Consider the following 21,359-nt stretch of genomic DNA (forward strand, 5'->3'; position numbering starts at 1 on the left):
TGCTCTTTTTATTTTGTAGGAATAAAGAAAACAGATATAGCCGCGAGAAGAGCTGCGAATGAGAATAAATAAAAATTCCATACTAAGTCATATTGCATTGTCATAATAATACCGACAAGAATAGGACCAGCAATTGCACCAACTCGGCCAAGTCCAAGTCCCCAGCCTAAGGAAGTAGCTCGGATATGTGATGGGAAGTATTGTGTTACATATGCATTTAATATTTGAGTAATTCCAACTGATCCAATTCCAGCAAGACCAATTAAAAGATAGATGATTGTAACAGATGGTTTAATTGTTAATAGTCCAATACATATAGCTGCCATAAGATAGGAGATGCTAATAACAATTTTAGCTCCTATACGATCGGCGATTGCTCCAGCAAATAATGCACCGATAGCGGCAGTAATATTTAGCATAAGTAGAAATGATAAACTAGATCCAAGAGGGTATCCTGCCTGTCGCATCATCTGAGGTAACCAAGTATTTAAACCGTATATTAAAAACATACCCATTATATAAGTAATCCAAAAAAGCAGTGTTGCTTTTCTGTATTCTTTTGAGAATAAAGTAAGAAATCCATTTCTCTTTCGCATATTAGATGAGGGTTGATGAGTTTCATCTTTCACATAGAATTCAATTTGAAAACGATTAAGGATTTGGTCAACTTCTTTTTGGCGATTACGTGATAATAAAAATTGAATGGATTCAGGTAAATAACGAATAATGAAAGGAATAAGGAGTAGTGGAATCATTCCGATGCCAAACATAGCTCTCCATCCGAAACCTTCTAACATAAACATAGATAAAATAGCGCCTAACATGATCCCTAAAGGATAGCCAGTAAACATAAGAGCATAAATAAAAGATTGTCGCTTTTTTGGTGAATATTCAACAGTAAGTGCTGAAGCTGTTGGAATAACACCACCTAATCCGATTCCTCCGATAAACCGAGATAAACCAAATAATTCGGGAGAAGGAGCAAGTGCGGCTAGGCCCATTGTGATAGAAAAAAGTGCTAAACAGCATATAAGGGTCCATTTCCGTCCAATTAGATCTGTAATGGTTCCAACTAGAATAGCGCCAATAAACATCCCGAATAAAGCATAACTGGCAATTGTACCAGCATGTGCTGGTGAAAGTGCCCAGCTCTTATCTTCTAGGAGCTTTGGCAGAACGGCACCATAAATACCTAAATCATATCCATCAGCTAGAATGGCTAACCAGCAAATAAAAACAACAAGTTTTGTAATAGAGCTTGAAAAGATAGTTTCTGTAGATTCTAGATGAGGTGGAGCTGAAGGTTGCATAGTATTCACCTCTTTTATTTGTAGATGAATATATTATTTTATTTTATGTTAATATTTTCCTCCCTGTGTCGAAATTTATCCCGCTTTAATGGGCAGTAAGACCCCCACCTCAAAATTCAGCGAAAGCAAAGAAGTTAGGTGGGGGTCGGGCTGCCCATTAAAGCCCGATTGGTGAGGGCTGATAATCAGTGGGGGATGAAGAAAACCCCCACTGATTAAAGTTTCACTTTATCTGAAAAGGTTTTATAACAAATAAAGAAGCTCAACAGTCATTCTGTTGAACTTCTTTATTTGTTTACTCATTATCAACTCGTTTTAACGGTTGATCTGCCGGACCTTCAATAACATCTCCCTCAATTGAAAAGCGTGAACCGTGGCAAGGACAGTCCCAAGTACAATCACCATTATTCCATTCAACTTCGCAGCCGAGATGTGTACAAGTTGTATCGACAATATGTAATTTTCCTTCTTTGTCTTTATAAGCACCTGCCCGTTTCCCGTTAACATGTACGACAGATCCTTCGCCAACTTCGAGATCTTCTGGCTTACGTAATGCGGTTTCAATCTTTCCTTCAATTAAATGTTTGGCAACATCAATGTTTTGGGAGAGGAACGTTTTTATATCTGGATTTGCATGGAAGCGTGAAGGTGCATACAGTTCTTTATATGGACTGTCTACTTTTAGAATGGAATCCTTTAGTAAATGAGCGGCAGCAGTTCCAGTTGTCATTCCCCATTTACGATATCCAGTTGCAACAAATATATTTGGACTCCTTTCGTTAATATGTCCAATATAAGGGAGTTTATCTAGCGTGATTAAATCTTGTGCTGACCATCTATAAGGAACTTCATCTATTCCAAACGTTGCTTCTGCAAAAGAATAAAGTGCTTCGTAATGAAGTATCGTGTTTATTCCTTGTCCTGTTTTATGACTTTCTCCGCCAATTAAAATTAATTTTTCACCATTGCTTGTTGTGTAGCGTAAGGAGCGTTTTGGGTCATCAATACTTAAATACATGCCACCTGGATAATCTGTTTTTGCTTTAATAGCAAGAGCATAAGAGCGTTCTGCGTACATTCGCGTAAAGAAAAAGCTATTCGCATCATAAAAAGGAAAGTGTGAACAAGAGACAACATATTCACAAGTGATGCGATGTCCGCCCTTTGTAATGACTTGTGGATAATCACCTTTTTCTACATCAATAGCAGTCGTTTGTTCATAAACTTTGCCGCCCATCTCCACAAACTTTTCTAAAAGTGTTTTTAAATAAAGAAGGGGATGAAACTGGGCTTGATTTTTCATGACAAGTGCAGATTGTACTGGAATTGGAATCGATAGAGATTGAACATAGTCACAAGGTATATTTAATTTTTGATAGGCTTCATATTCTTTCGATAAACTTCTTAATCCCTTATCGGTAGTTGTATATAAATATGAATCTTCATTTGAGAAATTACAGTCGATTTTATATGTTTGCACAGTTTCATTAATAAATTGTAGAGCATGATTATTTGATTCATAGTAAAGCCCGGCCTTTTCCATACCGAAATGATTGATTAATTCATCATAAATAAGATCATGTTGCGCTGTTATCTTTGCTGTTGTATGCCCAGTCGTCCCGTTTAAAATAAGCCCAGAATCAATTAACACAACATCGATGCCTTCTTGTGCAAGTAAATAGGCAGTAGTAATACCTGTAATACCAGCACCGATAACAGCAACCTTTGTCTTTATATTTTCAGATAAAGGGGGAAAAGTTGGGATTTGGGTAGATTCAATCCAATAAGATGATGGGAATTGTGGAAACGTATCGCTTGTCATTAAGGAAACCTCCTGATTTAGAACAATTTTCCTTTTAATATTTCCATATGATATGAAATTCATGTGTGTTGTTTTAGAGGGAGGCTATTTTTATTTAAAAGAAAGATAAAATTATCTTAATATAATTATTAAGTGTTGTCGGTATGAAGAGGTAGGAGTTGTGTAAAGCTAGATTTAGATGAGTATATTTGTTGTTTACACAGAGAGTTCTTGAATAAGATAGAGTCTATAGCATGGCAAAATACGTATATGCATAATGAATGAAACCTTATAAAATCTATGTTTTTTCTTTAGTGAAATAAAGTATAATTATAAAAATATAATCAACTTTTATTACTAGGTCATAAAAGTTATTGACAATGTGGAAATTCTATTGATATGATTCATCATGTGGAAAGGTTGATAGAGAGTAAAAAGAGAAATGTTTTTCATTGATAATAAAAGCGAAAAATAAGTGACGATAGAGTGAGTATATTTTCCTTATAATAGATGCTTTTTAATCACCTAGTGAAATCAATCTGGAAGCAAGAATTGATAAATGTAAGTTGCGCAAGGCGCGGCATAAGAAAGGGGCAAAAGGATGAAGGAGCTTCATACGTTTGGGTGGTATGCAGCACGTGTATCACCACATTTGCCGAAAAAAGCATTTAAACCAGTTCCTACTCGTTTATTTGGTGGACTGGCTTATTTACTTGTGGCATTGGCGGGGTTAATATCGATTGGTGTATTTGAATTGAATGTGTGGGCTAATCTAGGAATTGCGATCGTTCTTGGATTATGTTTTGCTTCACTTGGGTTTTTAGGGCATGAAATTTTACATGGAACTGTTGTAAGAAAGGCATGGCTTCGTGATTTCTTAGGAGCGATTGCATTTATGCCATTATCAACAGGTCCTAAACTTTGGCGAAAGTGGCATAATGCAACGCATCACGTTCATACACAACATGAAGAGAATGATCCAGATGCATGGCCTACACTTGAGAAGCTTAAAAAGAGTAAGTTTTTGAGCTGGGTATATCGCATGCCTCTTCATGTACGTTCATTCTTTAGTTTTCTGTCACTAACAATTCAATTTACATTGCATTCGACTCGAATGTTCTTTCATTTTATAAAAGAGTTTAAGTCATCCAATCAAAAATCTGTATGGCTTCAACTTCTTTTGCCTTGGACTGTTTGGATTAGTTTATTGTTTATTATGGGACCTGGAAAATGGTTATTTGCATATGTGATTCCATTGTTAATTGCTAACTTTATTGTAATGGCATATATCGCAACAAATCACCGCTTAAATCCAATTGTTCCAGTAAATGATCCGTTAGCAAACTGTTTATCAGTAACAGTGCCGCGTTGGGTAGACGTTTTACATTTCAATTTCTCATATCATACAGAACATCATTTGTTCCCTGCTATGAGCTCTAAATACTACCCGTTAGTAAAAGAGAAAATTAAAGAAATGTGGCCGGAACGCTATCATGAGATGCCGATGACAAAAGCTTTGGCAGCGCTATGGAATACACCACGTGTGTATTATCAAGGAAGTGAATTAGTGGATCCGCATAGAGAGCATTTCTATGGTTCTTTAGGAAATGGGCTAGATCCTCATAATATTTCATATCGTGAGGAACATATAGACGAAGAAGAGAGTATTAAAAAAGTAAATCAGTAAAAATTGATATATGTTACAGTGAAAAAGCAAGCCATCTCAGGCTTGCTTTTTCTTATAAAGAAACTTCCTTTTTATTCTTTGTATGGACTTGGACAGAGTTAGTTTCTTTTCGTTGTAGTCGTTTTTCTAAAAGGTTAACAAGGTACGTGAATAGGAGAACAAGAACAAGATAATATAAACCAACAATTATGTATGTATCTAATTGTTGGAAGTTACCTGCAGCAATCGATAAACCTGATCCCCATAATTCGGACAATCCTACGTAAGCAACGAGGGAAGAGTCCTTTAATCCAATAATAAACTGATTTCCTAAAGGAGGAATAGATTGACGAAATGCTTGCGGTAATACAATACGGCGCATCGCTAAAGGATATGGCATACCTAGAGAGCGAGCTGCTTCCATTTGTCCACGATCGACAGATTGGATAGAGCCTCGGAAAATTTCAGTAATATATGCACCGTTGTGGATTGCTAAAGCAATGGCTCCTGCCCAAAAAGGAGTGAAAACAACAACGGATGTAATCCCAAAATAGAGAATGGCGATTTGAACAATTAAAGGTGTACCACGAATAATGGCGATGTATACGTGAGCAATACTATTTAAAACTTTATTGTTAGAGATTCGAAAGAAAGCGAATAGTAATCCAATTAGTGAACCGAGTAATAGGGATGTTAGTGTTAATTGTAATGTGACAATAGTAGCTTTTAAGAGTGTGGGATAGGTAGACATAAAAATTTCAAACATGCGTTTCACCTCATATTGTATAGATTTTAGTAGAGAATGAAATGCCCCACATAAAGTGGGGCATGATTTAGGGAAACTTTGAAGGGCTAAATTACTTCGTTTTTTCCTCTTCACCAAGAATATTACGCCCAAACCATTTTTTACTGATCTTTTCATACGTACCATCTTTAATAATTTCATCTAAAGCTTTATTTACTTTCTCGACCATTTCTTTATCATCTTTACGAATAGCAATTCCCATTTCATCAAGGTTTAGTGGTTTTCCAGCTTCTTTTATATTTGATTTACCTTCTTTGATCATGCGTAAACCGACCATTTGATCAGTGATTACTGCGTCAACACGCCCAGGCTCTAAGTCCATAAGTGCAGTAATATCACTATCATATTCTGTAATTTGATCTGTATGTTTTGCAACAAGGTTTTTAAAGGTACTAGCTTTTACAACACCAATTTTCTTACCTTTCAAATCTTCTGGAGAAGAGATAGATGTATTCTTTTTAGCTACAAAAATTTGGGCACCAGAACGATAATAAGGATTTGAGAAATTAACAGCTTTTAGGCGTTCCTCTGTAATGGCCATACTTCCTAATATCACATCATATTTTTTTGATTGTAGACCTTGAATTAGCGTTTCCCACGGATTTGTAATAGGAGTGGGTTTCATATTCATTTTTTTCGCAAGTGCCTCACCAATTTCCACATCAAAACCGGCAAGCTTTCCATCATTTTCTTTATAGTTAAAAGGTTTATATAAGCCACTCATCGCATAACGAAATTCTTTTTCACCATTTGAAGAAGTAGTAGCACTTTCCTTACTACAGGCTCCTAGTATGAAGGATGTACATAATGTAATACTCGCAACAATGGTTAATAGTTTTCTTTTCATAAAACCCCTCCTATATATTGATCATACGGATGGTTTTAAGTATGTTACTAAGATATTTTATTTGGACAATTAGTTGTGCACCGTATGAATGTATTTCTTTTCGTTTGAAACAGAAGTTACAAAACGTTGCGTAAAAATTGTTTTGCTCGTTCATGTGATGGAGCTGAAAAGAATTGCGCTGGCGGAGCTTCCTCTACAATTTTTCCATCATCCATAAAAATGACACGATCAGCTACATCTCTTGCGAAATTCATTTCATGAGTAACAATAACCATGGTCATTCCTTCTTCAGCAAGTTCTTTCATAACTTGCAATACCTCTCCAACAAGTTCAGGGTCTAAGGCTGAGGTAGGTTCATCAAATAGCATAATTTTAGGATTCATAGCAAGAGCTCGTGCAATGGCAATACGCTGTTTTTGACCACCTGACAGAAGGTGGGGCGTCACATCTGCTTTATCTTGTAGGCCGACTTTTTGCAATAGTTGTTTTCCGATTTCCTTTGCATTTGCTGCTTCTAATTTTTTTACATGAATAGGTGCTTCTATGATGTTTTCTAGTGAGGTCATATGGGGAAAGAGGTTAAAGTGCTGAAAAACCATACCGACATTTTCGCGGACTTTGTTTAAATTTGAATGCTTTGGATCAATTCTTTCACCTTGTAAGTGAATTTCACCTTCATCGTACATTTCTAAAAAGTTAAGACAGCGAAGTAATGTACTTTTACCGGAACCACTGGCACCAATTAAAACAACAACTTCTTTTTCTTTTACTTCTAAATCAATTCCTTTTAAAACATCAAGTGAGCCAAATGATTTTACTAGATTTCGAACCTGAATCATACAAAACCCCCAGTCAAAAATATATTTTACAAATGTTGCCCCTTATTTCTGTTATTAGTCACAAATTGTCAGAATCCTTTATTTTTTTCGGGTGATTTGATATTCAAGAGAATAATGATTTTTAAAATCCCTATATCTTTCTATAACGAAAATATGGATAATAATATATAGGTAGTACTTATATTACTTATAAAAAGGGGGAAAGAAGAGATGGAAAAAGAAAGGAAGGCATTTTCCTTTGGCTTGCGTACACAACTTATGTTATTCACTACAGTTTTAGCTTTAATTACATATTCAACAAGTATATTTTTTATTTATGTGATATATGATTATTTTCAAAGTTATGTAAGTCAAACTGCATATAATATTATCGTTATGCTATTAGGGGTAGTATGGTCTGGGATTTTAGCATATGGAGCAGCCATGTTTTTAATTAAATCGCTTCGAAAGTTAGAGGAGGCGGCAAGAAAAGCGGCTGAAGGAGACATTCGTGAAGATGTTCCGTTACCGAAGACTGATGATGAAATTAAATCTTTAAGTGTTGCATTTAATATGATGCTTGGAAACTTAAGGGGCATGGTAAAAAATATTGATACAACATTTTCGTATACAAACAATCAAGTACAGCAAATTAGAAAACAAACAGGCGAAGCAACGAAACAAGCACAAGGTGTTTCTGAAACTCTTGCAGAGATTTCTTCTGGCGCTGAGCAATCAGCGGCATCAATTCAAGCGATTGTTTCCGCTGTTGATACAACAACTTCTATTGCAAGTGAAGTAGAAGAGAAAGCAAAACAGTCTGATGAGTTGTCTTCAGAAATGGTTCAAGCTTTAGGGCATAGTACTCGTGTCTTTACGTCTTTAATTAAAGGTATTCAAACATTGGCGAAAGAAAATGAAGATTCAATGCAAAATGTACAGAAGTTAGAGGAAAGAATGAAACAAGTAGAACATATTGTATCTGTTGTGAGTGAGATTGCTAGCCAAACGAATTTATTAGCACTTAATGCTTCTATTGAGGCTGCTCGTGCTGGAGAGCATGGACGGGGCTTTGCCGTTGTAGCTGAAGAAGTACGTAAACTTGCAGATGAAAGTGACCATTCTGCAAGAAATATATCGCAGTTATTACGGAATATGCAAGAGGAAGTGCAACAAGTTGCAACGAAAATGACAGAACAAGTGAAAATAGCTAAAGAAGAGGCGAAACGTGGGGAAGCTACCGAATTAATTTTAAAAGAAATGTCATCAAGTGTTATGGAAGTAGCGGATGCAACGAAGCAAATTAGTAGCTATATGAATGAACAAGTGAGTCACATTCATCAAACAGGTGCACAGACGAAGGCTGTAGCAGCAATTGCTGAAGAAACGTCAGCTGGTTCACAAGAAGTAGCACGTGTGACGTTGCAACAATCTAAAAATATGATAGCGATCGATCAATTATTAAAGGATTTAGAGAAGCAAGCAACAGACTTGAAACAAACAATTGAACGATTTTCAATGTAAAAGAGAAGAACAGAATGCTGTTCTTCTCTTTTTTAGCTAGATTTAATATCTATAGTTAAAAGATATAAACTATGAACGTTTCCGCAACATTCTTTTCTGTCCCTTTCGGATGAAAATTATAGCGAGCTATAATATTAAAAGGGGTGTCTTTTATGAAAAAAGAAAAAAGACAACGATTAATTAAACAATTTGTAAAAGAGTATGAAATAGAGAAGCAAGAAAGATTAGTAGAATTGTTAGCAAAAAAAGATGTATTAGTAACACAAGCTACGGTTTCTCGAGATATTCGTGAGTTAAACTTAACGAAGGTACCTTCTCAAGAAGGATTGATGATATATAAAATTTTCTCAGAAGAGCATTTACAAACTGATATAAAGTTAAAGAAAAAATTACGGGAGGTTGTTGTGAAAATTGATTGTGTAGATCAATTAATGATTATTAAAACATTACCTGGAAATGCACATGTTATTGGTGTTTTATTTGATGAGTTAGATTGGAAAGAAAAAATAGGATGTATATGTGGAAATGATACATGCCTTATAATTTCTCAGTCGAAATCAGATAGGGAGATTTTAGAAGAAAGGTTAAATTTAATTATTTAGATGCAAAATCCTGTTTTTAATTTTTATTAAAAACAGGATTTTTGTGTAAATACGGAAGTTAAATATTCAACATATATGCGTAATATATGTATTTTTTATTGAGAAAGCGAGATAGTTTGGTATAAAAATACATATTCGTATGATTTTAAAAAAATAACTTGTTTAATATTTCACAATGATAATGTGGATGCTTTCACAAAGATGAAAGTGCAGAGCATTTATTATGTACTTGTAAGACATCAAACATATTTAAAAGGAGGTACAACAAATGAAACATCCGATACATGTTACTTCAGAAATTGGGGAATTACAAACGGTTTTATTAAAACGACCGGGTAAAGAAGTGGAAAACTTGACGCCAGATTATTTGCAGCAATTATTATTTGACGATATTCCATACTTACCAATTATTCAAAAAGAGCATGATTATTTTGCACAAACGTTACGCAATCGGGGTGTTGAAGTTCTTTATTTAGAAAAACTAGCCGCTGAGGCGTTAGTAGATAAAAAACTTCGAGAAGAATTTGTTGATCGTATTTTAAAAGAAGGACAGGCCGACGTAAATGTTGCACATCAAACTTTAAAAGAATATTTACTTTCCTTTTCAAATGAAGAATTAATTCAAAAAATTATGGGCGGTGTACGGAAAAACGAAATTGAAACAAGTAAGAAGACACATTTATATGAATTAATGGAAGATCATTATCCGTTTTACTTAGATCCAATGCCTAATTTATATTTTACTCGTGATCCAGCAGCTAGCGTGGGCGATGGCTTAACGATAAATAAGATGAGAGAACCAGCACGTAGACGTGAATCATTATTCATGGAGTACATCATTAAATATCATCCAAGATTTGTAAAACATAATGTACCAATCTGGTTAGATCGTGATTATAAATTTCCAATTGAAGGTGGCGACGAGCTAATTTTAAATGAAGAAACAATTGCGATTGGAGTATCTGCTCGTACTTCAGCTAAAGCAATTGAACGTTTAGCTAAAAATCTCTTCAGCCGACAAAATAAAATTAAGAAAGTGTTAGCAATAGAAATTCCAAAATGCAGAGCATTTATGCATTTAGATACAGTATTTACAATGGTTGATTATGACAAGTTTACAATTCATCCAGCCATTGAAGGGCCAAAAGGGAATATGAATATTTATATTTTAGAAAAAGGATCAGATGAGGAAACTCTTAAAATTACACATCGTACTTCTTTAATGGAAGCATTAAAAGAGGTATTAGGTTTAAGTGAATTAGTTCTTATTCCATGTGGAGGAGGAGATGTAATTGCTTCTGCTCGTGAACAATGGAATGATGGCTCGAACACATTAGCAATCGCGCCAGGTGTAGTTGTTACATATGATCGCAACTATGTATCCAATACGTTATTACGGGAACACGGTATAGAAGTGATTGAGGTGCTAAGTTCGGAATTATCTCGTGGTCGTGGGGGTCCACGTTGCATGAGTATGCCAATCGTTCGTAAAGATATTTAGTATAAATAACGGAGAAAGTAGGGATGAAGTATGTTAATGACTAGACCAAATTTAAAAGGAAGAAGTTTTCTAGCAGAAAAAGATTTTACACAAGAAGAATTGTTATATTTTCTAGATTTGGCAGCAGAATTAAAAGAGAAAAAGAAAAATGGTATTCCACATCATTATTTAGAAGGTAAGAATGTAGCGCTCTTATTTGAAAAAACCTCTACTCGTACGCGTTGTGCATTTACAGTAGCATGTACAGATTTAGGAGCGAATCCCGAATATTTAGGGAAAGGTGATATTCAGCTTGGGAAAAAAGAATCCGTAGAGGATACAGCAAAAGTGTTAGGGCGTATGTTTGACGGAATTGAGTTTCGTGGATTTAATCATGAAACTGTAGAATCTTTAGCACAAAATTCTGGTGTGCCAGTTTGGAATGGATTAACAGACATGTGGCATCCAACACAAACACTAGCAGATTTATTAACAATTAGAGAACATGTAGGGAAATTGAAAAATGTAAAGCTCGTTTACGTTGGGGATGGACGAAATAATGTAGCTAATAGCTTATTAGTTGGTGGGGCAATCGTTGGAATGGATGTACGTATTTGTACACCGGAATCTTTATGGCCTGCACAAGAAGTAATTGATTTAGCAAAAAAATATAATGAACAGGTAATGATAACAAGTAATGTGGAAGAAGCTGTTGCGAGTGCAGATGTAATTTATACAGATGTATGGGTGTCTATGGGGGAAGAAGAAAAATTTGCCGAACGTGTCGAGTTATTGAAACCTTATCAAGTAAATATGAAAATGATTAAAGAAACAGGCAATGAAAACGTGATTTTCTTACATTGTTTACCTGCATTTCATGATGTTGAAACGATGTATGGTGAAGAAGTTTATGAGAAATATGGGTTGAAAGAAATGGAGGTAACTGACGAAGTATTCCGCAGTAAACATTCAAAAGTATTTGATCAAGCTGAAAATAGAATGCATACAATTAAAGCGGTTATGGCAGCTACTTTAGGAAACATGGAGTAAAGAAGAAAGGGAGTCTTCCTTTCTTCTTTCTCCTCCTTTAGACACTATCATTCACTATTGCTTTTGTATTGTTATTGCAATTAAAGAGAGGTGAGTGGAATGGGTGAAGATAAGAAATTAGGGTTGTTTACATTAACGGCTCTTGTAGTTGGGTCTATGATTGGCGGTGGAGCCTTTAATTTAGCGAGTGATATGGCAAAAGGTGCTGGTGCTGGAGCCATTATTATTGGCTGGGTTATAACAGGAATTGGGATGATTGCACTCGGATTATCTTTTCAAAATCTAACTGTAAAACAGCCAGATTTAGATGGTGGTATTTTTAGCTATGCAAAAGCAGGGTTTGGTAATTTTATGGGATTTAATAGTGCGTGGGGATACTGGCTATCTGCTTGGCTTGGGAATGTAGCTTACGGTACATTATTGTTTTCTTCATTAGGATATTTCTTCCCAATCTTTGAAGGCGGGCAAAATGTAGCGTCCATTATTGGTGCAAGCGTATTATTATGGTGTGTTCACATGTTAATTTTACGTGGAGTTCAATCAGCAGCACTTGTGAATTTAGTAACTACAATCGCAAAATTAGTACCTGTATTTGTATTTATTGTCATAGGAATCTTCGCGTTTCATATTGATACGTTCTTAGATGGATTTTGGGGGCAAACTGGTTCTTTTTCATGGGGAGCAGTTGGCAGCCAAGTTAAAAGTACAATGCTTGTTACTTTATGGGTATTTATTGGTGTAGAAGGGGCTGTTGTTTTATCCAGTCGAGCAAAAAATAGAAGTGATGTAGGGAAAGCAACCGTTATTGGCTTAATTGGTACACTCATCATTTACATTTTAATCACATTATTGTCTCTTGGACTTATGCAGCAAGCAGATATTGCTGGTTTGAAAAATCCGGCTATGGCTTATTTATTTGAAAGTGTTGTTGGAAAATGGGGTGCTATCTTTATTAATTTAGGTTTGGTCATCTCTGTATTAGGTGCTTGGTTAGGATGGACTTTGCTCGCTTCTGAAATTCCATATTTAGCGGCTAAAGATGGAGTATTTCCAAAATGGTTCGCAAAAGAAAATAAAAATAAGGCTCCAGTAAATTCATTATGGATAACAAATGGTTTAATACAAATGTTCTTGTTAACATTCGTAGTTTCTGATCAGGCGTATAATTTTGCATTCTCTTTAGCATCTTCAGCTATTTTAATCCCATATGCTTTTTCAGCGTTTTATCAACTGAAGCATAGCTTAAAGTCTGAAGAAGCAGATCGAAATAAAAATATAATAATTGGCTTGATAGCAAGTATTTATGGCGTATGGTTAGTTTATGCAGCTGGTTTAGAGTATTTATTATTAACAATGACTTTATATGCGCCAGGTATTTTTATTTTTTACAATGTTCAAAAGCAAAAGAGTTCGAAGGAAATATTTACCCGAGTGGAATTAGCATCATCCGTAGCAATTGGTGCTTTGGCATTCTTTGCGATTTATGGATTAATTACAGGCAGTATTACTTTATAAAGCGCTGTGAAAGCGAAATCAACTGGAGGGCTGAAATATGGCACGAAGAAAAATTGTAGTTGCACTAGGGGGAAATGCGATACAGTCTGGAGAAGCTACTGCGGGAGCGCAGCAAGAAGCGTTGGAAAAAACGGCGGAACAACTTGTGAAAATAATGGAAAATGATGTGGATATAGTAATTGCGCATGGAAATGGCCCACAAGTGGGGAATATTTTATTACAGCAAAAAGCTGCAGAAACGGAAAAGACACCTGCAATGCCATTAGATACTTGTGGGGCAATGAGCCAAGGGATGATTGGATATTGGATGGAAAATGCGATTGAAAAGGCATTGAAAAAACGGAATATAAACAAAGATGTAGCAACGGTTATAACACGCGTTGTTGTGGATAAAAAAGATGAGGCATTTAAAAATCCAACTAAACCAATTGGTCCTTTTTATACAGAAGAAGAGGCTAGAAGATTAATGGATGAAACAAAAGCAGTGTTTAAAGAAGATGCTGGTAGAGGATGGAGACGTGTTGTTCCATCACCGAAGCCTGTAAGTATTCATGAACATAAAGTTATTAATTCTTTGGTCGAAGATGGAAACATAGTGATAGCTGTTGGCGGAGGTGGAATTCCAGTAATTGATTCCGAAGAAGGGTTAAAAGGAACTGAAGCGGTTATCGATAAAGATTTCGCTGCGCAGAAATTAGCAGAATTAGTAGATGCCGATACGCTCGTTATTTTAACTGCAGTTGATTATGTGTATGTAAATTATAATCAACCGAATCAAAAAAAATTAGCGCATATCACAGTGAATCAATTAGAAGAATATATTGAAGAACAACAATTTGCTGCGGGAAGCATGCTTCCAAAAATTGAAGCTGCTATTAATTTTGTTAATACAAATCCAAAAAGAAAAACAATTATTACGTCTTTAGAAAAAGTATATGAAGCACTAGAAGAAAAAGCCGGTACTATTATTTCAAAACAGAATGTATGCATGTATGTTTAAATTATTATGTACGCTACTTATTAGTAAAAAAAGAATGAAGTTAGTAACTTCATTCTTTTTATTTATTAATATTTTTTGTATTCATTGTTCATAAAGTTTTCATGATGAAATCTGAATATATAAGTTGATTATGATAAAATTCAAATTGAATACGCTTTCTTGATTTTTCGCTCCAACATACAGCAAGAGAGAGGGAATTTTATGAATAGACGGAACGTAGTGAAAGACTTAAAGCAGTTCGAATTATTTGCTCATTTAACAGAAAAAAAATTGAAAGGCTTAACAGAGTTTGTTTATTGGCGAACTTATAAAAAAGGTCAATTTTTATTTTTAGAAGGGGATTCAAGGGAAAGAATTTACTTCATGTTAGATGGTTTTGTAAAGTTAGAGCGGGTTAATCAAAATGGGAACTTATTATACGATGACTATGTAAAGCGGTATTCTATTTTTCCTTATGGTGGTATGTTTACAGACAGAGGATATAACTATACAGCAGAAGCAATGACGGATGTGGAGGTATATTATATTCCAACGGTAATCTTTGAAGATATGGTAAAATCCAGCAGAACGCAATTGATGTACGTTGTTCAGCAATTATCATCGATATTAAAACTAAACGAAAATCGAGTACAAAATATTACAATTCCTAATGCACAAGATCGGGTCATTCAAACATTAAATTATTTAATGCGAGATTTAGGAGAACAGAGTGGTGAAACAATTGTAATTTCCTGCCCACTTACAACAATTGAAATATCGAAAATATCTGGTACGTCTCGAGAGACGGTTAGTAGCGTATTAAAACAATTAAAAAATGATAGTATTGTTACAATTTTAGATAAAAAAATTACAATACATAATCCAACATATTTTGAGGAAATCTCTATGTGAAAATTGCATATTGATTTTTAATTCATACTGTATATTAATAAGGTTCTTTATATATTTATAAGGAACTTTTTTACGTTATCCTCTATAAAAAGATTGTATAGTATAGTAATAATAGCTAAAATCGATAATAAAAAACAAAGTGAAGGGGAGAAAGAATGATTCGTATTGAGTATGATCGATTAGTAGCTATTTGTTACAGTATAGGGGTTTTGTTATTATTAAAAATTCCAAATGATAATGAATTAATTGGGGAAAAACTATTCAATGTCTATAAGATTCCGATATATACGTATGTTTATATGGATTATAAAGTCTCAAATATATTGATTGTTTCTTTCATACTACATGTAATTGTATTTATATTATTTTTAAAATGGCTAGGAAAAAAGGAGTCTAGTACATTTAGAAAAATGAATAAGATAAAAGTAGTAGGCATTAGTATTTTGATTTTAATGATGCCGTTTATTTTAAATAACATCCTCCAGACATTAAATAAAACATGGTACTACGCAGGAAAAACAGGGGTAGAAGCAATAGAATATAAAAAAGAAGATAGCCAGTGTAGAATGGAGAAAAATGGAGAGGATATCGAACGAAAGTGTATTGTTACTTTAAAAAATTATCGTAATCATTCACAAGCATTAAAAGTTGTTTTATATGATAATGTAAACGAGAATTCAAAAAGTTATCTAGTACCGAAACCAGTCTATTTACAAAAACATGAGACAAAGCAATTCGAATTTCAAATTCCTGTTGCTTATAATAGCGGTGTTGAAAAAGATAAAGTACCAAATATTAAATTACATTTATTGCATGAAAATGATGCGAAATACAATTAATCTGTAATTGAAAGTTTATGAGTAGGGGCAATAATTTGAAACGATATAGAAAATCAACTTGAATCATCCAACATGCTGCAGGGTAACGGCATATTGGATGATTTTTTATTTTCTACCTTTTTTTACGTATGAAAGGGTGGAATACTTTGTTGAAAACGAAAAACATTGCAAGGATCATATATGGTTTTCACTTTACGTAATCTTTGAAAGTTAGAGCCATAATAACTAGTTTGCCAATTTTTAATGTCGATATCGGGCCAATTGACATAGTCACCTAGTGTATAAGGATCTAAGCTTTCTCGTAAATCTTTAACCCAGCGTATATTTCGATTTTCTTCATCATCACATTTCCAAGAGGTAATGTATTCTTGCGCAATAATTGCTTTGCGATGGAAATAAGCTGTTTCAGTAGGCGGAATATTTTCAACAGTACCTACGAGCGATTGGTGCCAAATACTCGCATCTTTATTTGGTGCATGAGAAAGAAAATATTGCATGATTTGAATGCCTTTAAGGGGGATAGGTTTATATACGTAGGAACCAGAGCGCTTGAAGTTTTCAGGGATGTTACCACTGTTAAAAAATTCAACAGCCTTTATATAAGGAACTTCATCTATAAAGAGAGAGGGGGTACCAGTTTCAAGAAGAGGAGATAATAAGGAATGGAGTTCAGAGGGAGAGCCAACAAACTCACCTTGTGCTTCAATTTTGTTTTGTTGTTTTGTGAATAATTCAATTGATGAAGTAAGACGTTCGTCTACATAAGGCGCCCAGTTTTGCCAAGCTTGAAAGGCAGCAATAAAATCTTTCCATTCCCATGTAATGGAGAAGATTGATACATTTTTTATAGGGTGTACGCGAAAAGTCAAAGAAGTAATAATTCCGAAGTTTCCACCACCACCACCGCGGCATGCCCAAAACAAGTTATGGTTTTCATGTTCGCTTGCACGAATGATTTTTGCTCCAAATTTACCACATGCTTGTACCATTTCGATTTCTATTAATTGATCACATGTTAATCCAAATAAGCGTGAAAGCATACCGATGCCCCCGCCAAGTGTTAATCCAACAATTCCAACGCTTGCACTTGTACCAGCCGGTATTGTCACACCATAATTCCAAAGCTCTTTATAAACAGTGCCAAGGTTTGCACCAGCTTCAATTGTTGCTGTTAATTTATCTGTATGAACAGTAATGCGATGCATTTCACTCACATCAATAATAAGTCCTCTATTTAAAAGAGAAAAATTTTCATAGCTATGACGTCCGCTTCTTAAGCGAAATGGTACATGACGCTCGCGAGCCCATTTTAAGGCGTTACATACATCAGTTTTATTTTGGCAAAAAACAATAATACAAGGGAGTTTTGGAATACTTAAATTTAAGTTCATTCGGGCTATGTCATAGTCAGGATCTGAAGGAACAACAATACGACCTGTTAATTTTGTTTGTTTCAATTTATCACTCCTTTCTAAAATAAGTAGTGCTTTTTATTAATATATGAAAAGCATATGTAACGTGCGTGGACAAGAGCAGATGAGGAATGAGATTTGCTCTTGTGAGAAATAAATAAAGCATAAGAATAAGGAATCTACATAGAGTTCAATGAAAACAGTTGCAAACTATTCATATTTTGTTATGATAGTGTTACGAAAACGTTTGCATAAAATTTCCGATGGGATGCAAAAGGAGAGAATGACTATGAATAAAACATGGTGGAAAGAAGCGGTTGCTTATCAAATTTACCCACGTAGCTTTATGGATTCAAATGGTGATGGTATTGGGGATTTACAAGGTATTATTGCAAAACTGGATTATTTAAAAGATTTAGGTATAGATGTAATTTGGATTTGTCCAATGTATAAGTCACCTAATGATGATAATGGTTATGACATTAGTGATTATCAAGATATTATGGATGAGTTTGGTACGATGGAAGACTTTGATGCTTTACTAGATGAAGTTCATAAACGTGATATGAAGCTTATTATTGATTTAGTTATTAATCATACAAGCGATGAACATCCATGGTTTATTGAGTCTCGTTCATCTAAAGACAATCCGAAGCGTGATTGGTATATTTGGCATGATGGTAAAGATGGTGCGGAACCAAACAACTGGGAAAGTATTTTTAATGGTTCGGCATGGGAATACGACGAAGTAACAGGACAATATTATTTACACTTATTCTCACGTAAACAACCAGATTTAAACTGGGAGAATAAAGAAGTTCGCGAAGTGTTATACGATACAGTTAATTGGTGGCTTGATAAAGGAATTGATGGTTTCCGTGTGGATGCGATCAGCCATATTAAAAAAGAAGATGGCTTTAAAGATATGCCAAATCCAAAAGAACTAAAGTATGTACCATCTTTTGATAAACATATGAATGTGGATGGTATTCAACCTTTATTAGAAGAGTTAAAAGAAAATACATTTTCTAAGTACGATATTATGACTGTCGGTGAAGCGAATGGTGTTAAGATTGAAGATGCTGAGCTTTGGGTTGGAGAAGAGCAAGGTAAGTTCAATATGGTATTCCAATTCGAACATTTAAGCTTATGGGATGCAGAAAAGAAGAAAGATCTTGATGTTGTAGGACTGAAAAAAGTATTAACGAAATGGCAAAAAGGCCTGGAAAATAAAGGATGGAATGCTTTATATATTGAGAATCACGATAAGCCACGTATCGTTTCAACTTGGGGAGATGATAAACAATATTGGCGTGAAAGTGCGACAGCTCTTGGAGCGATGTATTTCTTTATGCACGGTACACCGTTTATTTATCAAGGACAAGAAATTGGGATGACAAATGTTCAATTCCCAAATATTGAAGATTACGATGATGTAGCAATTAAAAATTTATATCGTGAGAAAATTGCAGAGGGTGTATCTCATCAAGATATGATGGAAATTATATGGGCTTCTTGCCGCGATAATTCACGTACACCTATGCAGTGGAACGATGAGGTGAATGCTGGCTTCACAACAGGTACAACTTGGTTTGGGATGAATCCAAACTACAAAGAAATTAATGTTGAAAAGCAAAAGAATGAAGAGAACTCTATTTTCAATTTCTATAAGAAAATGATTGCCTTGAAAAAAGAGCACGATGTACTGAATTATGGTACGTACGATTTACTTTTAGAAGATGATCCGCAAATTTATGCATATACTCGTACATTAAACGATGAAAAAATCATTGTAATTAGTAATATCTCAAAAGAGGAAGCTGTATATAATGAGGATTCATTTGCACTAGAACGCAAACGTTTGCTTTTAAATAACTATGAAGTTGCGGAACATGAACAAGTAAATTCAATCACGTTAAAGCCTTATGAAACAAGGGTTTATCGTATTTCATAATAAAAAAGGATGCTTTTAGAGCATCTTTTTTTATGAAAAATAATAAATTTCTATTGCAAAGTGAAAACGCTTTTATTAAAATAGATTTATGAAAACGGTTGCGTAAAGATAAAAATGAAGTAACATAAGGAATCGTTTTCATAACAGAAACAGAAATTATAATTTAAATCATTATGTTGTTATAAATAAAGGGGAGGAAGAACAGATGAAAATTACGTCTTTTGATTTTTGGCAAAAGTTCGGGAAAGCGTTATTAGTTGTTGTAGCTGTAATGCCAGCAGCTGGTTTAATGATTTCTATCGGTAAGTTAATTGGAATGTCTGCTGGGGATATTAACGCAGTTCATACAATCGCTCGCGTAATGGAAGACATCGGTTGGGCAATTATTACTAATCTACACATCTTATTCGCAGTAGCAATTGGGGGATCTTGGGCGAAAGATCGCGCAGGTGGTGCATTTGCAGCGCTATTAGCATTCGTCTTAACAAACAGAATTACAGGAGCTATATTTGGCGTAAACGCTGAAATGTTAGCGGATTCAAAAGCGAAAGTTTCTTCAGTATTAGCAGGGGACTTAATTGTAAAAGATTACTTTACTTCTGTACTTGGTGCACCAGCATTAAACATGGGGGTTTTCGTAGGGATTATCACAGGTTTCTTAGGAGCTACTTTATATAACAAATATTATAACTATAACAAACTGCCACAAGCATTAGCATTCTTTAACGGAAAACGATTCGTACCATTCGTTGTAATTGTTTGGTCTACAGTAACTGCAATTGTATTATCACTTTTATGGCCATTCATCCAAAGTGGATTAAATGAATTTGGTCGCTGGATTGCAGCTTCAAAAGATAGTGCACCAATTGTTGCACCATTTGTATATGGAACGTTAGAGCGTTTACTATTACCATTCGGTTTACACCATATGTTAACAATTCCGATGAACTATACAGAGCTAGGTGGAACATATACGATGTTAACTGGCTCAAAAGTTGGACAAGTTGTAGCAGGACAAGATCCTTTATGGCTGGCATGGATTACAGATTTAAATAACTTATTAGCAAATGGAGATACAAAAGCATATAACGATTTATTAAATAACGTTGTACCAGCTCGTTTCAAAGCTGGACAAGTTATCGGTTCAACAGCAGCATTAATGGGTATTGCTTTCGCGATGTTCCGTAATGTTGACAAAGAAAAACGTTCAAAATATAAACCAATGTTCTTATCAGCAGCATTAGCAGTATTTTTAACAGGTGTAACAGAACCAATTGAATTCATGTTCATGTTTATTGCTCCAGTATTATATGTTGTATATGCAATTACAACAGGACTTGCATTCGCATTAGCAGATTTAATTAACTTACGTGTTCACGCATTCGGATTTATTGAGTTAATTACTCGTACACCGATGATGGTTAATGCAGGACTAACTAGAGATTTAATCAATTTCGTTATCGTTTCATTAGTATTCTTCGGTCTGAACTTTACATTATTCAATTTCTTAATTAAAAAGTTCAACTTACCAACACCAGGACGTGCAGGTAACTATATTGATAATGAAGATGAGGCATCAGAAGGAACAGGAAATGTACAAGATGGTTCATTAGCAACAAAGGTTATTGATCTATTAGGTGGAAAAGAAAATATTGCTGACGTAGATGCTTGTATGACACGTTTACGTGTAACAGTAAAAGATTTAGATGTTGTTGCACCAGAAGCGCAGTGGAAACAAAATGGTGCTTTAGGACTGATCGTAAAAGATAAAGGTGTACAAGCGGTATATGGCCCGAAAGCTGACGTATTAAAGTCAGACATTCAAGATATGTTAGGTGCGTAATA

General features: G+C 34.8%; 16 protein-coding genes and 2 pseudogenes. 12 read left to right on the forward strand and 6 right to left on the reverse strand.

Annotated features, from left to right (window positions below):
* Positions 1–8 precede the first annotated feature (8 nt).
* Both EKQ63_RS03735 and EKQ63_RS03740 read right to left on the reverse strand, forming a co-directional pair.
* Positions 9–1,310, reverse strand: a complete 1,302-nt coding sequence (locus EKQ63_RS03735) for an MFS transporter (protein ID WP_143880734.1) — start codon at positions 1,308–1,310, stop codon at positions 9–11.
* Positions 1,311–1,605: 295 nt separating this feature from the next.
* Positions 1,606–3,132, reverse strand: a complete 1,527-nt coding sequence (locus EKQ63_RS03740; RefSeq protein WP_143880735.1) for an FAD-dependent oxidoreductase — start codon at positions 3,130–3,132, stop codon at positions 1,606–1,608.
* Between the two features lie 580 nt (positions 3,133–3,712).
* Between EKQ63_RS03740 and EKQ63_RS03745 the strand changes: the two genes are divergently transcribed.
* Positions 3,713–4,798, forward strand: coding sequence for a Delta(10) desaturase DesB (locus EKQ63_RS03745; protein ID WP_097610076.1), 1,086 nt, complete (start codon positions 3,713–3,715; stop codon positions 4,796–4,798).
* A 52-nt stretch (positions 4,799–4,850) separates the two neighbouring features.
* Here the strand turns inward: EKQ63_RS03745 and EKQ63_RS03750 are convergent, their stop codons facing one another.
* From EKQ63_RS03750 to EKQ63_RS03760, 3 genes are all read right to left on the reverse strand, one after another.
* Positions 4,851–5,543 (reverse strand): amino acid ABC transporter permease, encoded by a 693-nt coding sequence (locus EKQ63_RS03750; protein ID WP_087951996.1) that lies wholly within the window; start codon positions 5,541–5,543, stop codon positions 4,851–4,853.
* A gap of 91 nt (positions 5,544–5,634) precedes the next feature.
* Entirely contained in the window at positions 5,635–6,429 is a 795-nt protein-coding gene (locus EKQ63_RS03755) for an ABC transporter substrate-binding protein (RefSeq protein ID WP_087951997.1), read from the reverse strand.
* A 116-nt stretch (positions 6,430–6,545) separates the two neighbouring features.
* On the reverse strand, positions 6,546–7,268 hold the full coding sequence (locus EKQ63_RS03760; protein WP_087951998.1) for an amino acid ABC transporter ATP-binding protein: 723 nt from the start codon (positions 7,266–7,268) through the stop codon (positions 6,546–6,548).
* Between the two features lie 423 nt (positions 7,269–7,691).
* On the opposite strand from EKQ63_RS03760, the pseudogene EKQ63_RS30635 reads away from it, so the two are divergent.
* The 9 genes and pseudogenes from EKQ63_RS30635 to EKQ63_RS03800 all read left to right on the forward strand — a co-directional run.
* A pseudogene (locus EKQ63_RS30635) lies at positions 7,692–7,829 on the forward strand (HAMP domain-containing protein); the annotation flags it as partial.
* 369 nt (positions 7,830–8,198) lie between these two features.
* Positions 8,199–8,771: pseudogene (locus tag EKQ63_RS30640) on the forward strand (methyl-accepting chemotaxis protein); the annotation flags it as partial.
* A 152-nt stretch (positions 8,772–8,923) separates the two neighbouring features.
* Positions 8,924–9,373: an arginine repressor gene (argR, locus tag EKQ63_RS03770; protein WP_000711838.1), complete on the forward strand. Its 450-nt coding sequence runs from the start codon at positions 8,924–8,926 to the stop codon at positions 9,371–9,373.
* A gap of 268 nt (positions 9,374–9,641) precedes the next feature.
* The gene (arcA, locus tag EKQ63_RS03775) at positions 9,642–10,874 is read left to right on the forward strand and encodes an arginine deiminase (RefSeq protein WP_000682339.1); all 1,233 of its coding nucleotides are present in this window, start codon (positions 9,642–9,644) and stop codon (positions 10,872–10,874) included.
* A 30-nt stretch (positions 10,875–10,904) separates the two neighbouring features.
* Positions 10,905–11,903 carry an ornithine carbamoyltransferase gene (gene argF / locus EKQ63_RS03780; protein WP_000930296.1) on the forward strand — a complete coding sequence of 333 codons (999 nt, stop codon included), beginning with the start codon at positions 10,905–10,907 and terminating at the stop codon, positions 11,901–11,903.
* A gap of 99 nt (positions 11,904–12,002) precedes the next feature.
* The gene (gene arcD, locus EKQ63_RS03785) at positions 12,003–13,418 is read left to right on the forward strand and encodes an arginine-ornithine antiporter (protein ID WP_000503392.1); all 1,416 of its coding nucleotides are present in this window, start codon (positions 12,003–12,005) and stop codon (positions 13,416–13,418) included.
* A 37-nt stretch (positions 13,419–13,455) separates the two neighbouring features.
* Entirely contained in the window at positions 13,456–14,418 is a 963-nt protein-coding gene (gene arcC / locus EKQ63_RS03790) for a carbamate kinase (RefSeq protein WP_000113952.1), read from the forward strand.
* Positions 14,419–14,619: 201 nt separating this feature from the next.
* Complete coding sequence (locus EKQ63_RS03795; RefSeq protein ID WP_001081907.1) at positions 14,620–15,309, forward strand: Crp/Fnr family transcriptional regulator; 690 nt, start codon at positions 14,620–14,622, stop codon at positions 15,307–15,309.
* 155 nt (positions 15,310–15,464) lie between these two features.
* A complete protein-coding gene (locus EKQ63_RS03800; protein WP_143880737.1) occupies positions 15,465–16,148 on the forward strand; it encodes an ABC transporter permease in 684 nt (227 codons plus the stop codon).
* 122 nt (positions 16,149–16,270) lie between these two features.
* Here the strand turns inward: EKQ63_RS03800 and EKQ63_RS03805 are convergent, their stop codons facing one another.
* The gene (locus tag EKQ63_RS03805; RefSeq protein ID WP_143880738.1) at positions 16,271–17,605 is read right to left on the reverse strand and encodes an FAD-binding oxidoreductase; all 1,335 of its coding nucleotides are present in this window, start codon (positions 17,603–17,605) and stop codon (positions 16,271–16,273) included.
* 244 nt (positions 17,606–17,849) lie between these two features.
* Between EKQ63_RS03805 and EKQ63_RS03810 the strand changes: the two genes are divergently transcribed.
* Positions 17,850–19,514 carry a glycoside hydrolase family 13 protein gene (locus EKQ63_RS03810; RefSeq protein ID WP_143880739.1) on the forward strand — a complete coding sequence of 555 codons (1,665 nt, stop codon included), beginning with the start codon at positions 17,850–17,852 and terminating at the stop codon, positions 19,512–19,514.
* A gap of 205 nt (positions 19,515–19,719) precedes the next feature.
* Positions 19,720–21,357 (forward strand): PTS transporter subunit IIBC, encoded by a 1,638-nt coding sequence (locus tag EKQ63_RS03815; RefSeq protein WP_029437299.1) that lies wholly within the window; start codon positions 19,720–19,722, stop codon positions 21,355–21,357.
* The last annotated feature ends 2 nt before the right edge of the window (positions 21,358–21,359 follow it).

It is taken from the genome of Bacillus sp. BD59S (assembly GCF_007363175.1).
GTDB classification, from domain to species: Bacteria; Bacillota; Bacilli; order Bacillales; family Bacillaceae_G; genus Bacillus_A; species Bacillus_A pacificus.